Genomic DNA, 16,452 nt, shown 5'->3' on the forward strand with positions numbered 1-16,452 from the left:
AGCTAAAGAGGGGCGGTTTTTTACTGCCCCTTTTTGTATCTACTGGCGCTTGATAGGAAGTTCGGTGGTGTTTTTCACTTGCTTAAGTGCAAATGTAGAACTGAGGTGATCAACTAACGGTAAATGTGTCAGTTTTGTTTTCAATAAAAACTCATATTCTTCGATACTTTCTACAATGACTTTAAGCAAATAATCCTTCTCGCCACTGGTTGTATGACACTCCACGATTTCATCAATATTCTGCACTGCCGTTTCAAAATCTGTCAGTGAGTCACCATCGTGATTTTTAAGCGTGACATAGATAAAAACAGACACACCAAGGTTAAGTTTTTTGCTATTTAGCAAGGTCACTTTTCCTAGGATAATACCATCTGCTTCCATTCGCTTCACACGTCGCCAGCACGGAGTATGAGAGAGCCCGACTTGTTGGCTTAAATCAGCCATAGAGACGGTGGCATCTTGCTGTAGGACGCGTAAAATTTCACGGTCAAACTTATCTAATTTCATAAGAGTTATGTCCATCGTTTTTATGATGTTCATTATATAGTAAAAAAAATTATAGGATAGCTGTCCTAGTAAAATAGTGTTCATTTCTTTTCCGTTTCGGTTTGTAAAAACCACATGAGAAACTCGCAACGCTTGTCCTCAGCGTATTCAGCTAGACTAGACGGATTAAACAGCAAATAAAAATAGGGAACGTATGTCAGTCTTCGATCATTCAGAATTTGATAATCACGAGCACGTGGCTTTTTATCACGACGAAAAAGCGGGCCTTAGTGCCATTATTGCAGTGCACAATACCAATCTTGGACCTGCACTCGGTGGTTGCCGCATGTGGCCATACGTGAATAGTAGTGAAGCACTTACGGATGTGCTTCGATTATCAAAGGGGATGACATACAAAGCAGCGCTTGCCAATTTAGAATTAGGCGGTGGCAAGTCAGTTATTATTGGCGATCCTAGAAAAGCAAAAACACCAGAAATGATGAAGGCAATGGGGAAATTTGTAGATTCTCTAGGCGGCAAGTATTTCACCGCAGAAGATTCTGGTATTGCTGTAACTGACTTACAAACAATGGCTGAAGAGTCTGACTATATTGCTGGTGTTAGCGCGAAATATCACTATGCAGGTGAAGTACCAAACGGCAACCCAGCTCCTTCTACAGCCTATGGCGTATTCGTTGGCTTAAAGGCGTCTGTTGAGTTTGGATTAAAGCGCAGCTTAGATGGTGTTTCAGTTGCTATTCAAGGCATGGGGCATGTTGGCTACAGACTGGCTAAGCATTTACATGAGCAGGGCGCAAAGCTTTACGTTGCAGATATCTTCCCTGAGGGCATAGAAAAAGCGCAAAAAGAATTTGGCGCCACCGTGGTAGCGCCAGAAGATATTTTAAGTTTAGACGTAGACGTACTTGCACCGTGTGCGTTAGGCGCTGCAATTAACGATCAAACGCTGCCAGATATAAAAGCGAAAGTCATTGCGGGTGCGGCAAATAACCAGCTTGCACGAGAGGAAATGGGCGAGTTACTCAGCAAGCGTGGCATTCTTTACGCACCTGACTACGTTATTAATGCCGGTGGTGTTATCGACATCTTCCATCAGCGCATGGCATCGAGCTCAAATGAAGCACTGCGTGCTCACATTGAGCAAATCGGCGACACGCTCAAAGAAATTTATGAGCGCGCGGAAAAGGAAAATACAGCGACTAACCGCATTGCTAATGTGATAGCTGAAGAGAGATTTTCTAATAAGGCTTGAAACTTAGCATTCAAATAGTCATAATGCGCCCCGCAATGAGGAGGGCGCAAGCTACTTACTAATTGCCGTTTTCTATGGTGGGCTTTTGGTCCTCCCGCAATGATACTCTGTGAACTCGGTCAGGCCTGGAAGGGAGCAGCCGCAGCAGACGACTCATGTGCCGGGATGTGGCTGGAGGCCCGCCACCCAAACCTCCCCCAATATTTCACTGTCAACTTTTTTGTTTTAAGTTCTTTTGAGTCCATACTCTCTGTTTTACGATGTAATATAAGCTCACTCAACAAAGCGCTTACTATTACGACGATAGAATTAAACTAATCGTTTTTTAAGTCTTCAGCCGCTAAATTTACAGAAGCTTCCGTTTCCATATTCATGGATTCAGTGTCTTCAGAGTCTGGCCCGTGTGGCTTTTCATTCTTCTCAGCATCGTTCAAAAAACGCAGCGCCTTGCTGATTGCATATTCTACGTTCATTTCCATTTGTCTACGTTCGCTTTGAGGTAGATAAAATGCCATGTCTACTTCAAAGCGAATATATCGCGGCGGTACTTGGTTTAACGCTAAACAGCATAAGTCGGCCAAATAATCCGCTGTTTTGGTCTTATCAAGACCAAGCTTCGCAATTCGCTCTAACACCAAATGCTCGTAATAGTTATGAATATCATCATCGAGTTTCATTTTACTTACCTCAAACACATTGAGTATCGACGGTCACGGGCGATACTTCTTTTAAATATTGGACAGTATTTTATACGCACTACACTAGGGCGTGCTGCCCTTAACTACTGAATAGAGAGTGCTCTATCACTATAAAGGTATAGCCTGTATTCTATATAAGTCGAGTAGGTGAGACTGAATCTCAAACCTTTAACTATCTCAAAAGCAGTCAAAAACACGCAAAATAACTAAAATAAAGCAATTACAGAGAAGAACACGATGAAAAAGAATATCGAACCCTGCTACTACGGTGATTATTTGCAGCTGGATAAAATTCTTGGCGCACAAAAACTCCAAAGTGCGAAATATTCCGATGCGGCCCATGAAGAGATGCTGTTTATCATAGTGCACCAAGTTTACGAACTGTGGTTTAAACAAATACTGCATGAATTAAACGCGACCATAGATACCTTCAATCAAAAGGTAGTAAAAGACCAGCAGCTCACTCAAGTTGTCCACCGCCTTCAGCGGGTCATTACCATACAGCGATTGATGAATGATCAAATTGCGGTAATGGAAACTATGACACCACAGCAATTTCTTTCATTCAGAGATTATCTTGTACCTGCGTCTGGCTTTCAAAGCATCCAATTTAAGCGTTTAGAAATATCGCTGGGGTTAAAGCGTGAGTTTCGGGTGGATTTTGATAAGCAAAGTTTTTATAGCCGATTAAGCGACGATGACAGAGCATTATTAGAAGGCTTAGAAGCAAAGCCAAGTTTATTTGACCTTGTAGACAAATGGCTATCGAGAATGCCCCTGCTAAAAACAGATGACTTTGACTTTTGGCACTATTACAAACAAGCCACAGATGAAATGCTAAGCGACGACCACGAGACTATATCAACCAACGATACGCTCTCAACAACAGACAAGCGCCAAGAGTTAAAAGACTGGCAGTCGACTAAAGAAAACTTTGATGCGCTTTTTGATCACGCAAAATTTGAAGCGCTTCGCAAAGAAGATAAGTTTAGGTTGAGTCACGAGGCGTTATTGTCTGCACTATTTATAAAGCAGTATTCAGAAGAGCCGGTTTTTAATCTTCCATTTCAACTTATCACTGCACTGACTGAAATTGATGAGCAATTAACTATCTGGCGTTATCGTCATGCCATGATGGTACAGCGAATGCTCGGCACAAAAATTGGAACAGGCGGTTCGTCGGGACATCACTACTTAAAGCGAACAACCGAATCAAATCGCATTTTCCTCGACTTCTTTAACATGGCGACCTTTCTCTTGCCTAAAGATGCGTTGCCAGAGTTACCTGATGCTATCAAACGAAAACTCGGTTTTTACTTGAGTGAGTAAATAAGAGAGTGCCAGCAAAATAAAGTGAAATTGACGCAAATGTAACAAAACGTGTCGTCAAAGTACGAGAAGTTGAAAAGCAGTTGTATGAAAAATGTACATTGCATTAAAACTATACGGTACTCTGAAAAAAATGTAATGAGTACCGTTTGTGTACTCTAGGCTTTACGTTTTCTGACTTTGTTAAAAAATAAATTGAACTTTTCAGCATACACTTGTAACTGCATGTATTGACCCCCGGCGTTTTTTTGTATTAAGTAAGGCACAGGGCAAAGCCCGATCATAAAAAGTTCGTAAAAACGAAATAAAAAACACACAAATAAAGTACTAGGTCCAGGGAGACTTACATGTTTAAAAATTCTAAGTTGGCTACGTCAGTCAAGTTAGCTTGCGTATTGGGTTCTGCACTCGCAGTATCTGCAAGCAACCTTGCCATGGCACAAGAAGCAACGAATGACAAAGCTGCTGAAGAAGCAGTTGAGAAAATCTCGGTAACAGGCTCACGCATCGCCCGTGCTGAACTTTCTACTCCAGCCCCTATCGTGTCAATTGGCGCAGAGCAGCTTGCCCGTTTCGATACTCCAGATTTGGGTAGTATATTGGCAGAACTTCCAGCAGTTGGCGCAGGCTCAACGCTTATCGGGAACAACAACAGCAACGCGAACGCGGGCTTAAGTTCTCCAAACCTGAGAAACCTAGGTGTTAACAGAACACTGACTCTTGTAAACGGTAAACGTCACGTTGCTGGTGCGCCTGGCTCATCTGCGGTTGATACCGGTACTGTTCCAGTATCTCTTATCAAAACCGTTGAAGTTGTAACAGGTGGTGCATCGGCAGTATATGGTTCTGATGCAATCGCTGGGGTTATCAACCTTGTGATGCGTGATGATTATGAAGGGTTCGAAGTCAATGCCCAAGGTAGTACAGATACCAACGGTATTGGCGTTGAAAGCTTCCGCTATAACTTCCTTGCCGGTGCTAATACGGACGACGGACGTGGTAACGTTACCTTCTTCGTTGAAAATCAAAGAATTTCAGAAGTGTTAACACCTGAGCTTCAACAAGCGAGAGCGTTTGGTACAGTTATTAACCCAGATGATACAGCTGAAGACGACGGCGTTGCAGATAGACTGACAGTACCTTTTGTAGGTTCAGAGTTTATTAACAGCACCACCGTTTTGAACCCATTTGGTGGTGGTCCTCGCATTACCTTCAACCCAGACGGTTCACCGGTTGACCAAGTTTCTCGTGACCTTACAAACAGCTTCGCATTCGGTAACTTTACTGAGCGATTTGACACAGTATTCTTCGGCGAAGACTTTGAAAACTTTACGCCGAAGCAAGACCGCGTAACGGTTGCGTCAACGTTCAAATACGACATAAGCGACAATGTTCGCGTATATGGCGACATTAAATATGTTGATACTGACATCGAGCAGCAGTTCCAGCCATCGTTCCGATTCGGTAACATCACTATTGATGTTGAAGATAATGCGTTCCTAGACCCAGCTACTAGAGCGCGTTTACTAGACGGCGGTCAAACAAGTGTGAGCGCAGCGCGTTTCTTCACTGATATAGGTAACCGTTCTGCATCTAACGACCGCTCTATGTTTAGAGTTGTGACAGGCTTCGAAGGCTTCGTAGATGTTGGTGAAACCATGTTAGATTACGATATCTCGTATAACTATGGTCAAACAGACAACACTCGTCGCACGCTTAACGACCTGATCCCAACCAACTTTGCAGCAGCTGTTGATTCTGTTATCGACCCTGAAACTGGCTTAGCAGCTTGTCGTAGCCAAGTACCTTCCGCACAAGGTGAAGGCTATGAAGATCCTGCGCTGGTTAATGGTGGTAACTGTGCACCGCTTAACATCTTTGGTTTCAATCAAGGCTCAGATGCAGCAAAAGATTTTGTTTCTGGCAACGTAACGCGTGAAGACAGTATTTCGCAAGAAGTTTTCTTGGCGCAATTCTCATTCGACACGTCTGCGTTCTTCGAACTACCAGGTGGCGCGATTGGCGTTGCATTTGGTTATGAAAACAGAACTGAGACGTCTGAAACAACCACTGATGAATTTACTAAAGCAGGTTTCTTCCTAGGTGCAGCGACGCCAGATGAAGAAGGTAGCTTTGATGTAGATGAATTCTTTATGGAAGTTCGTCTTCCTATCTTAGCAGATATGGAATTTGCGAAAGAGTTGTCTGTAGATGCTGCATTCAGGACGGCTGATTACTCTCATGCGGGTACTGCCGACGCTTGGCAGGTTGGTTTAGTCTACGCACCATTTGACGACGTGAGAGTACGTGCACAAATTGGTGAAGCGGTACGAGCGCCTAACGTGACTGAAGCATTTAGTCCTCAATCACCAGGTTTCGCTAACATCAACGATCCGTGTGATGCCGACAACATTTCGGAAGATCCAGATAGAGCGGCAAACTGTGCTGCATTGGGTATTCCTGCAGGCTTCCAAGCAAACGATAACGTAAGTATTGACATCATTTCTGGTGGTAACCCAGATCTAGATTCTGAAACAGCGAAAAGCTTCACTTACGGTGTTGTATATACTCCTACGTTCCTTGAGAACTTCTCTGTTACAGTAGACTACTATGACATTGAAGTGGAAGATGCGATTACGTTTATCCAGCCGCAAGATATCCTAGACCTTTGTGTTAATGGTTCTGCTGGTTTAGACGCTGCATTCTGTGGACAGATTACACGTGACCCAACTACTAACGATGTTGACCTTGTAACGTCTGGTTATGCTAACGCAGGTGCTCGTACATCACGCGGTGTCGACTTCCAAGTTCGCTACCTTGCTGACTTAGCTGATTTTGGTTTAGACCTTCCTGGTGAAGTTCGTTTCAACTTGTTCGGTACAAGAAACCTTGAACTTAACTTGTTTGCTTTCCAAGACCGTCCAAATGAAGCAAATGCTGAAGCTGGCGAAGTAGGTGATTCACGTGACCAGCTAAACACAAGCGTTGACTACAACGTAGGTGATTGGAACTTCAACTGGTCAAGCCGTTTCCTTGAAAGAGCAGCGCGCTTTGACGTTACACCTGAGGCATTAGGTGGTGCAGGTTCAACAGAAGATTTGGATATTCCATTCGTTGGTTCAATCTGGACTCATGACTTAGGCGTTCGTTACAACGTGAACGACGACACTAGCGTATTCCTAAACATGCGTAACGTGTTTGACAAAACACCTCCGGGCTACACGTTCAACCCACTTTACGACTTAGTGGGTCGCAGAATAACAGCTAGCGTTCGTATGAGCTTCTAAGAGCTCCAGCTAACTAACGTGTTATTTTAAAAAAATGAAGTGAAAAGCCTGCGCAAGCAGGCTTTTTTTTATACCAACAATGTCCCACTCATGATGTGCTTATTGTAAAACGCATCTCACAACAGGTAATTCTCTTCGATACACGCCTCTCACTTTAAATTCCCTTTTTAATGCCCTTCTTAACGCAGTTCTGCGGTTAAAAAAAATACAAATTGATTAATTGCGTCCGGTGTTCTCGCTAAAAATGAAATTTTTTTTAAAATGTAATCAAAAAACGTAACATGTTAAATAATGTGAGGTTTTGTAAATTTCGTATCTTTATTTGTACAAAATTTGCAAATAAGTGAAAAAAAATTGAACTTTCTACGTGTTTCGTAATGCATGGTGTGTTGACCGCTCGCTTATGTTGTGGGTATTATCCGGCTCGAGGTTTCCACCTTAACTATAATAAATCGTTCTAAACGACTCATAACTACCTCAGACAGTAGGTAGCCCAGGGAGACATACATGTTTAAAAAATCTAAAATCGCCACTTCTATAAAGTTGGCGGGCGCACTTAGTTTTGCAGCTGCTGCAAGCATCAGTGCACCGGTTTTCGCTCAAGAAGACGCTCAAGTTGACGAAAAGAGCGTAGAGAAAGTTCAGGTTGTTGGTTCGCGTATCCGTAAAGTTGACTTCGTAAGTAACGCACCAGTAGCAACAGTTGGCATCGAGCAGTTCGAACTAACTAACTCAGTTAACACTGAAGCACTTCTTAACACATTACCGCAAACTATCCCAGGTCTTGATCGTTCATCGAACAACCCAGGTGGCGGTATCGCTACTGTTGACCTTCGTGGTTTAGGTACTAACAGAACGCTTGTTCTTGTAGACGGCATTCGCGCTGTACCTAGTACTTCAGGCGGTACGGTTGATATCAACACTATCCCAGCGGCGCTAATCGAGAACGTTGAAGTTCTTACCGGTGGTGCATCAGCAGTATACGGTTCTGACGCGGTAGCTGGTGTTGTTAACTTCTCGCTTAAGAAGAACTTTGAAGGCGTAGATTTCAACACAAGTTTTGAAACCACCGAAGAAGGCGACGCTGAAATTTGGAACGGTTCATTAACACTTGGCGGAAACTTCGCTGATGACCGCGGTAACGTTGTTGTAAGCATGCAGTACACTGAGCGTTCAGCTCTTTTTGCTGATTCTCGTGCTATTTCAAGCATTGCGTTAACTGATGCTGCAGACGAAAACGGTAACCTTTTCCTTGAACCATTTGGTTCTTCTGGTGTTCCGGCAACTTCTGCATTCGTAAGTGGTTTACCTGAGTCATTCGGTGGTGCTGCAATCTTTAACCAAGACGGTAGTATTCGTCCGTTCGTTCAAGGTGGCGCTACAAACGACTTCTATAACTTTGCACCGGTTAACTACCTTCAGTTACCTCAGCAACGTCACAATATTACAGCAATGGGTCACTTCGAAGTAAGCGACACTGCTGAAATTTATATGCGTGGTAGCTTTGCGAACAGTGATGTTCCACAGCAGCTAGCTGCGACTCCTATTTTCCAAACGTCTACCTTCACATTAGATGGTAACCCGTTCATCGATCCAACTGCACAACAGATTTTATCTGACGCGGTAGGTGGTGACGTTGACACTGATGGCGACGGTATTGCTGATGAAGGTACTGCGTTCCTACGTCGTCGTCTTCTAGAAGTTGGTCCACGTATTGTTGAAGATGACAATACAATGTTCTCAATGCTTGGCGGACTTCGTGGTTCTTTCGGTGATTCAGCGTGGACGTATGATGCATACTTCCAAACTGGCCGTGTAAACCAAAACTCTATCCAACTTGGTAACGTTAATCGTGACCGTTACGACCAAGCGCTTCTTTTAGCGAAGGACGAGAATGGCGACGTTATCCTTGATGCCAACGGTAACCCGAGTTGTTCTGATACGGGAGCAAACGGTGGTCTAGTTGGTTGTTCACCAATGAATATTTTCGGTGAAGGCAATATGTCTGCTGACGCAGCTGATTTTATCAGAACCCGCGTTAACTCTTCTTCTGAGTACGAGCAAAAGCTTTATGGCTTTAACATCAGCGGCGACACCATGGATTTCTTTGAACTTCCTGGCGGTCCAGTTGGTCTAGCGTTTGGTTTTGAACGCCGTGAAGAGAGCTTCTCTTTTGACCCGTCGCAAGATTTAGCTGCAGGTACAATTGCAGGCTTTAACGGTTCAGGTCCAGTATCTGGTGAGTTTGATGTAAACGAGTATTTCGTTGAAGCATACGTACCGCTTGTAGAAGGTCTTGAGTTTGCTGAGCTAATCGACTTAGAACTAGCCTATCGTTACGCTGACTGGTCAACAGTTGGTGGTGTAGACGCGTTTAAAGTAGCTGGTTCATGGACAATCAACGACGTAGTTCGTGTACGTTCAAGCTTCAACCGTGCTGTACGTGCGCCTAACATTGGTGAATTGTTCTCTCCTCAGAACGAAGGCTTCCCTTCTGCTGAAGATCCATGTTCATCTAAAGCAACTGATCAATCAGCTGCGGTAAGTGCAATTTGTACAGCTACTGGTGTTCCAGCTGATGCAGTATTTACTCCTACATTGGACGCAGTATCTGGTCAGACTCGCCAAGTAAGTGGTGGTAACCCGAATCTTCAGGAAGAATCTGCTGATACTTTCTCTCTAGGTTTTGTTGTTACGCCAATGGATGACCTAAACGTATCAATCGATTACTTCGACATTGAAATTGAAGACGCAGTATTCGGCTTCGGTGGTGGTACAAACAACGTACTACAGAAGTGTTATGACCCAGAAGATGAGCTAGGCGGTGCAGGTTCAGCATTCTGTGACGTGGTAAACCGTCGCCCTGATGGCTCTATCGATTTCGTAGAAATCTTAAGCCAGAACGTTGGTGCGCTTAAACTTACCGGTTTCGACATGGTAGCTGACTATGCAGCGGAAGTTGCTGGTGGCAACATGCGTATTAACTACCTTGGTACATACACAACTGAGAACTCGTTCCAAACTGCAACTGGCGAGCCAGTAGTAGATTGTGCTGGTACATTCGGTAATACCTGTGGCGAGCCTACTCCTGAGTATGTTCACCGTATGACGGTAAGCTGGGGTATGGATGATTTCGACGCTCAGTTATTGTGGCGTTTTATCGGCGCGACAGAAGATGACGCCGATGGTACTACATACTTCCAAGAAGACACTGGTTCATTCAGCTATTTCGACCTTTCTGGTACATACCACTTAGGCGAAAACTATCGCTTGAATGCAGGTATTCGTAACTTGTTCGACCGTGAAGCACCACGCTTTGGTGATAACGCAGAACAGTCAAATACTTATCCTGCAACATACGATGTGTTCGGTAGAACTTACTTCGTAGGTGTTACTGCTAGCTTCTAAGCTTAGTTGTTAGATAAAAAGGTGGGCATTATTGCCCACCTTTTTTTTTACGTAAAAGGTAGATAATGAACTCAGTAGAAGAGTGGAACCAATATTGGAACAGTGCCAGTGCACCTCAATCCGATGCCTTGTTTACAGACGCTGAAGGTAAAGCGATAAAGGATTTTGTTGTCTTTTGGGAAGACTTCTTTAGTAACGGTGATAAAGACTCCCACATCCTTGATGTAGCATGTGGTTCTGGTGCGTTATTCAAAAGTGTATCCCACTTACCCTTAAGCAATATCGCGGGGCTTGATTGCAGTGAACATGCACTAGCGCTTTTTAAAGAGGCCTTTCCTCACTCCCGCACTATGCTAAATTCATCTAAAGAGCTTCCCAGCGACGTTATAGGCACCTTTGATAAGGTTGTCAGCCAGTTCGGTATTGAATACTTGGGTAAAGAGACGTTAGCCAAATTGCCGTCGCAGCTAAAGAAAGGCGCAGAATTCGTCGCGCTTTGTCATTATCAAGATGGACACATTCACAGCCGCTATGCCGCTGAAAAAAATGCGCTGGTGTTGCTGTCTGAATTAAAGGCAGTTGAACAAGCAAAACAACTGGCAACTGACTTATTTGTGAACCCAGACAGTGTTTTGCCGTCGATGTCGGCTTACTTCAAAACTCTTGAGGCTAATAAGCAGCACTGGAATGGGGGGGCTTTACATTTTATCCAAGGCGCTTACCAACTGCTTGGAAACTATAAGCAATACAATAAGAATGATATTGTGAATTGGATAGAGGGTATGGATAAGCAGCTACAGCTTGCTTACCAGAGAGTATCGGCCATATGTGACGTTGCGCTTTCAATGCAAGATGTAGACGATATTATTGCTATTTCCAATCAAGACCATCAATGTTGGACTGCCAAGCCCTTTTATATGGCTAACAGCAAACTTCCCGTAGCATGGGAACTAAGATTCAAAAAAGTGTAGCAACTATGTACGACCTACAAAAAACCTTGAGCCTGCATCAAGAGGGTAAATTAGATATCGCGGCTAAGAGCTATCAGGCTTTGCTCGCAAAAAGCCCTAATGATATCAATGTAAATTTTCTGTATGGAAAGCTGCTTAACGATACACAGCAGCCCAAAAGGGCAGAGGCATTATTGCGTAAAGCGTATAATGCGGTCTCGACAAATGTGGGCATTTTAACGGAGTATGCAAAATGCATGTTGTCGCTAGGTAAAAGTGAGGACGTCATTGGCCTACTGTCGAATCATTGTAAAACGTCGGTAGAGCTGTCTAAGCTCTTTCTTAAAGCGCAGCACCTTGTGTGTAATACCGCCGAACTTACCGAGCACTATCATAAACAATTATCTTACTGGAATGACTCAAGCAGTCTGATGCTAGTGATGGCTCAGCTTTGTGATGATAGGGGAGAGCTCACTGCTTCATGTGATATCTACCTTAAGATTCTCAATAAAGACCCTAACAATGTATTAGCCCTTCACAATTTAGCCACAATTAAGAGACGGCTAGAGTTGCCTAAAGACGCTCTTGCGTTACTTAAGCGAGCACAAGCTCTGGGCCTCGATTCTTTTCAGTTGCACCATAATCTGGGTAATGCTTTTTCTGATCTCAATGATATCGATAGCGCAATAGCCGCATATTCAAAAGCGATATCACTCAATCCCTATTATATTGATAGCTACAAAAATTTAGCCGCACTTTACAGTGAATCAGGCGACATTGGCTCTGCAATCGCGCTGTATGAAAACGCTATATCTGCCAATACGATATCTAAAGACATCATTCTAGAATTGATAAGAAACTATTTACGTGTAGGAAACACTGAAAAAGCAAAACTGCTAATTTCAAAATATTTTTCTGCTGGCGAGGGCTTTGCAAAAGACAGTGTTGATTTATATGACACCGACACCGACACCGACACTGACGGGGACATTGCGCTGGTTAATGCCGAAATAAAATATCTAGAAAATGATATTGCAGGTGCTTTTGATGCGCTATTTGGCACAACAAAGGACATAAAGTCAGACAAGGTACTGCTTCAGTGCGCAAAGTATGCAATTCAAACAAACAATACGTCTTTTGTTTTAGAACACATGCCTGAACTCACCAATAATAAAGACAGTGCAGTGATGGCAAAAGCTTATCTCACACTTGCCGAGCGTTTGTCAGGCCAAAACGCCCATAGGCAAAGTTACTGTCACTATGAAAGCCTAGTAAAAACCTTTGAACTTCCCGATGCTATATCTCGTGATGGTGCTGCCGATTTTTGTAAAAAGCTTAGTGCCTATCTATCCAGTCAACACACAGCCAAATCTGCGCCTTTGCAACAGACACTGAACGGCGGAACTCAGACTAGGGGAAATATATTCTCTCAGACTGACAACGAACTCATAGTATGCTTAAAAGCATTTTGCGAACAGTCAATTAAAGACTATATAAGCGAACTTGATAGCGTCGCGCAGGCTCATCCATATCTACCCGCGTTGTCTAACGACATAAAATTTGTCGGTGCCTGGTCGGTAAATTTGAGTAACAAGGGGTACCACACAAACCACGTGCATCCAGAAGGCGGCTTGAGTGCGGTGTTTTACGTAGATATACCTAATAATCTTAATAAAAGTAATGAAGAGGGGCATCTCGTGTTTGGCAAGCCTAACTTTGATTTGCCCCAAGATTTAACCCATGAATATTCAGTCATGCCAGAAATAGGTAAGCTGGTTGTGTTTCCCTCTTACTTTTGGCACGGAACAATCCCTTTTCATTCATCAGAAAAACGACTGACTGTCGCCTTCGATGTTTCATCCTAATCAACCTACTTCAAATCATTGACGAGTAACTAATGAATACCCCTTTTAACAATGACATAGACCTGAGTGAATTTAAAAATACCTTCGCTGATAGTGGCAAAGTAAGAGTTAACGAAATATTGCCCTTCGAAAATGCTGCGCATTTATATCAAGCACTGAGTGAGCGATTTATATTTGATAATGCTATGGCGATAGATGGACAAAATATTGTTGTGTCGCCAGATGAGTGGAAAGCGCTTACAGATGAGCAAAAAAAGCAGACCTACTTCAAATTGATGGAAAACGCGGCAAAAGGAAATGGATTCTCCTACGGAAGAAAATACATTACCGCTGATGAGCCCGACGAACTTATTAGGTCGTTTTATACGGTATTAAACAGTGAAGATGTTCTCAATGTGATGAGCGACCTCACTGGTGTTGGAGAACTCAATTATGCCAGTATGCAGGTAACGCGATTTATACCCGGGCAGTTTCTTACTCGTCATAAAGATGTTGTAGATGCTGAGGGACGTAAATTGGCCTATGTATTTAACCTATCTCCCGAGTGGCATCCAGATTGGGGAGGACTGCTTCAATTCTTTAATGAAGATGGTACTACCAGTGAAAGTTGGACGCCAAACTTTAATACGCTCAGTCTGTTTACCGTTGAAAATATTCACAGCGTGACGTATCTAACTCCGTTTGCTAAAAAACCAAGGTTTTCAATAACAGGCTGGTTTGGCAAGCGATGACGGTTTGGTAAGGCGCTTCTTCGCAGACTTTATTTACAAACTAACAGTACACAAAATGCATTGTTGGCATAACGTTTGTTTTTTAGTCAGACGACGCTTCATTTCAATGGTGTAAACATAGTGTTGCTTGACTAACCCTCACATTCCGTGTGAGTATAATAGGTTCGTAGTGCTGGTTAGCGCCTCATGCACTACATATTTGAAACAACATTGTAAAAATTTAATACGCCCCTTGCCCGAATATTTTCCTATCGGCGAGGATTCAAATAAGAAATTTGGTTGGGAACTATGTCCAAAATGAGCAAGAGAACTCTTATTGCTTCTACTGTTACAGGTGCATTCGCACTAACAGGTAGCGCAGTCTCTGCAGATACCCTTGATGATCTTCACAGAGAAGAAGCAAAAATTCATGCGGCTGCAGCGAAATCGCAAGAAAAAATCAACACGTTGTTTGAACAATCTCAAGAACTACTTGTTGAGTATCGTCAAACAGTAGACCAGACAGAAAACCTCAAAATCTACAATGATTATCTAGCTAGCCTTGTTGCTGACCAGCAGCGCGGCATCAACTCATTGCAACGTCAGATTGACAGCATTGAAGAAACTAAGCAGGGCATCGTTCCGCTTATGTTCCGCATGATTGATAGCCTAGAGAAGTTTATCAAACTAGATCGTCCTATTCACTTAGACGAGCGTCTTCAGCGCGTTGAGCGTCTTCGCGACCTAATGGCTAACTCTAACGTTACTGTATCAGAGCAGTTCCGCCAGGTACTTGAAGCGTACCTTGTAGAAGTTGAATACGGTACTAAGATCAATTCATACCAAGGTACAATCGATGATGCAGGTACAGAAGTAACTGTTGATTTCTTCAACCTTGGTCGTGCAGCACTGCTTGCGCTTTCTCTTGATCAAACTCACGCGTGGGTTTGGAACAACGAGAGCCGTGCATGGGAAAAACTTGGTGATGAATATCTTTCATCAGTTGTTGATGCAGTTAAGATGGCAAATGGCGTCGTTCCTGCAGATCTCATCAAACTACCAATTAGTGCAGCGGAGTAATAGTTAATGAAACCAGTATTCAAATCTCTTTTAGCCGCTGTGACACTTGCAGTTGCGGCAACCGGAGCACAGGCTCAGGAAGCAAAGAGCCTTAAGGATCTGCTTGACCAGGTTCAGCAGAACCGTGTTTCTGAAGCACGCTTAGACAAGCAACGTGAGGCTGAGTTTCAGTCTGCTCGTGCTGACAAGCAAGCGCTTCTAAGAAAAGCACAAAACGAACTAAAAGCAGAAGAAGATCGTGGCGATCGTCTACAACAGCAATTTTCTGACAACGAAGTAACGTTGAACGAAAAAGCGGCTGAACTAGACCAAGCTACAGGTACTCTTGGTGAGATGTTTGGTGTTGTACGTCAAGCGTCATCAGAAGCATTTGGTCGTATCTCTACGTCAATTGTAAGTGCCCAATACGCAGGTCGTGGTGAGTTCCTTGCTGCAATGTCAGAAGATTCTAAAGGTCTTCCTAACATTCAAGAACTAGAAGACCTATGGTTTGCACTTCAGAAAGAAATGACTGAAGGCGGTGAAGTTGTTAAGTTTACTACTGAAGTTGTAAACCTAGACGGCGGTTCATCTCAACAAGAAATCGTACGTGTAGGTACGTTTAACCTTGTTGGTGCAGACGGTTATCTTGCATACGACGCAGAAGCAGAAGTTGTACAGCCTCTTGGCCGTCAGCCAGATGGTCACTTTGTATCTTCAGCAAATGACTTAGTATCTGCTACTTCTGGCCTAGTTCCTTTTTATGCTGACCCTTCTCAAGGTGCGATCCTTGGTCTGTTAAAGCAAAAAGCAACTATGTCTGAGCGCTATCACGCTGGTGGACCGGTAGGTTACACAATTACAGTGATGCTAGTTATCGGTTTGCTTATCGGTGTTTACAAGCTAATTACGCTTACTGTTGTTGGCGGCAAAATGCGCTCACAGCTTAAAAACGTAAACAACCCGTCTGAAGGCAACCCTCTTGGTCGTATCCTTAAAGTATACGGCGAGAACAAAAATGCTGACGCAGAAAACTTAGAACTTAAACTTGATGAAGCTATTCTTCGTGAACTTCCACGTATCGAAAGCGGTATCAACGTAATTAAGATCTTCGCAGCGATTGCACCTCTACTAGGTCTACTAGGTACAGTACTTGGTATGATTGAGACATTCCAAACCATCACATTGTTCGGTACTGGTGACCCACGTATGATGGCAGGAAGTATCTCAATGGCTCTTGTAACTACAGCTCAGGGTATCATTGCGGCACTACCGCTAATCCTTACTCACAGCATCGTAGCTTCTCGCAGCAAGTCAATCATCCATATTCTTGATGAGCAAACTGCGGGTATCGTAGCTGCTCACTCAGAGTCGGAGAAGGCGTAAT

10 protein-coding genes, 1 other RNA gene and 1 pseudogene are annotated in these 16,452 nt (G+C 43.5%); 10 read left to right on the top strand and 2 right to left on the bottom strand.

The genetic code is table 11. The annotated features are described in order from the left end of the window. Positions 1-39: 39 nt before the first annotated feature. Positions 40-507 (bottom strand): Lrp/AsnC family transcriptional regulator, encoded by a 468-nt coding sequence (locus tag JV36_RS0108225; protein WP_032094572.1) that lies wholly within the window; start codon positions 505-507, stop codon positions 40-42. A gap of 193 nt (positions 508-700) precedes the next feature. Here JV36_RS0108225 and JV36_RS0108230 point away from each other — a divergent pair, with 193 nt between their 5' ends. Continuing rightward, the gene (locus tag JV36_RS0108230) at positions 701-1,759 is read left to right on the top strand and encodes a Glu/Leu/Phe/Val dehydrogenase dimerization domain-containing protein (protein ID WP_032094456.1); all 1,059 of its coding nucleotides are present in this window, start codon (positions 701-703) and stop codon (positions 1,757-1,759) included. 83 nt (positions 1,760-1,842) lie between these two features. Further along, positions 1,843-1,939, top strand: an RNA gene (gene ffs / locus JV36_RS19410) — signal recognition particle sRNA small type. 227 nt (positions 1,940-2,166) lie between these two features. On the opposite strand, the pseudogene JV36_RS0108235 reads toward ffs, so the two are convergent. Next, a pseudogene (locus JV36_RS0108235) lies at positions 2,167-2,436 on the bottom strand (late competence development ComFB family protein); the annotation flags it as partial. 258 nt (positions 2,437-2,694) lie between these two features. On the opposite strand from JV36_RS0108235, the gene JV36_RS0108240 reads away from it, so the two are divergent. From JV36_RS0108240 to JV36_RS0108275, 8 genes are all read left to right on the top strand, one after another. Then, positions 2,695-3,786, top strand: coding sequence for a tryptophan 2,3-dioxygenase family protein (locus tag JV36_RS0108240; RefSeq protein ID WP_032094457.1), 1,092 nt, complete (start codon positions 2,695-2,697; stop codon positions 3,784-3,786). A gap of 347 nt (positions 3,787-4,133) precedes the next feature. Continuing rightward, a complete protein-coding gene (locus tag JV36_RS0108245) occupies positions 4,134-7,073 on the top strand; it encodes a TonB-dependent receptor domain-containing protein (RefSeq protein WP_032094458.1) in 2,940 nt (979 codons plus the stop codon). 507 nt (positions 7,074-7,580) lie between these two features. After that, complete coding sequence (locus tag JV36_RS0108250; RefSeq protein ID WP_032094459.1) at positions 7,581-10,481, top strand: TonB-dependent receptor domain-containing protein; 2,901 nt, start codon at positions 7,581-7,583, stop codon at positions 10,479-10,481. A 65-nt stretch (positions 10,482-10,546) separates the two neighbouring features. Then, positions 10,547-11,452 (top strand): class I SAM-dependent methyltransferase, encoded by a 906-nt coding sequence (locus JV36_RS0108255; RefSeq protein WP_032094460.1) that lies wholly within the window; start codon positions 10,547-10,549, stop codon positions 11,450-11,452. A 5-nt stretch (positions 11,453-11,457) separates the two neighbouring features. Further along, positions 11,458-13,296, top strand: coding sequence for a putative 2OG-Fe(II) oxygenase (locus tag JV36_RS0108260; protein WP_032094461.1), 1,839 nt, complete (start codon positions 11,458-11,460; stop codon positions 13,294-13,296). A gap of 32 nt (positions 13,297-13,328) precedes the next feature. After that, entirely contained in the window at positions 13,329-14,027 is a 699-nt protein-coding gene (locus tag JV36_RS0108265) for a 2OG-Fe(II) oxygenase (protein ID WP_052010008.1), read from the top strand. 297 nt (positions 14,028-14,324) lie between these two features. Further along, a complete protein-coding gene (locus tag JV36_RS0108270) occupies positions 14,325-15,086 on the top strand; it encodes a DUF3450 domain-containing protein (RefSeq protein ID WP_032094462.1) in 762 nt (253 codons plus the stop codon). A 6-nt stretch (positions 15,087-15,092) separates the two neighbouring features. Next, on the top strand, positions 15,093-16,451 hold the full coding sequence (locus tag JV36_RS0108275; protein WP_032094463.1) for a MotA/TolQ/ExbB proton channel family protein: 1,359 nt from the start codon (positions 15,093-15,095) through the stop codon (positions 16,449-16,451). Position 16,452 lies beyond the last annotated feature (1 nt).

The sequence above is a fragment of the Alteromonas sp. LOR genome (assembly GCF_000753865.1).
Lineage (GTDB): Bacteria > Pseudomonadota > Gammaproteobacteria > Enterobacterales > Alteromonadaceae > Alteromonas.

Coding starts and splice junctions, on each gene's coding strand:
- JV36_RS0108225 (WP_032094572.1), bottom strand. CDS start 507: ATGAAATTAGATAAGTTTGACCGTGAAATTTTACGCGTCCTACAGCAA.
- JV36_RS0108230 (WP_032094456.1), top strand. CDS start 701: ATGTCAGTCTTCGATCATTCAGAATTTGATAATCACGAGCACGTGGCT.
- JV36_RS0108240 (WP_032094457.1), top strand. CDS start 2,695: ATGAAAAAGAATATCGAACCCTGCTACTACGGTGATTATTTGCAGCTG.
- JV36_RS0108245 (WP_032094458.1), top strand. CDS start 4,134: ATGTTTAAAAATTCTAAGTTGGCTACGTCAGTCAAGTTAGCTTGCGTA.
- JV36_RS0108250 (WP_032094459.1), top strand. CDS start 7,581: ATGTTTAAAAAATCTAAAATCGCCACTTCTATAAAGTTGGCGGGCGCA.
- JV36_RS0108255 (WP_032094460.1), top strand. CDS start 10,547: ATGAACTCAGTAGAAGAGTGGAACCAATATTGGAACAGTGCCAGTGCA.
- JV36_RS0108260 (WP_032094461.1), top strand. CDS start 11,458: ATGTACGACCTACAAAAAACCTTGAGCCTGCATCAAGAGGGTAAATTA.
- JV36_RS0108265 (WP_052010008.1), top strand. CDS start 13,329: ATGAATACCCCTTTTAACAATGACATAGACCTGAGTGAATTTAAAAAT.
- JV36_RS0108270 (WP_032094462.1), top strand. CDS start 14,325: ATGAGCAAGAGAACTCTTATTGCTTCTACTGTTACAGGTGCATTCGCA.
- JV36_RS0108275 (WP_032094463.1), top strand. CDS start 15,093: ATGAAACCAGTATTCAAATCTCTTTTAGCCGCTGTGACACTTGCAGTT.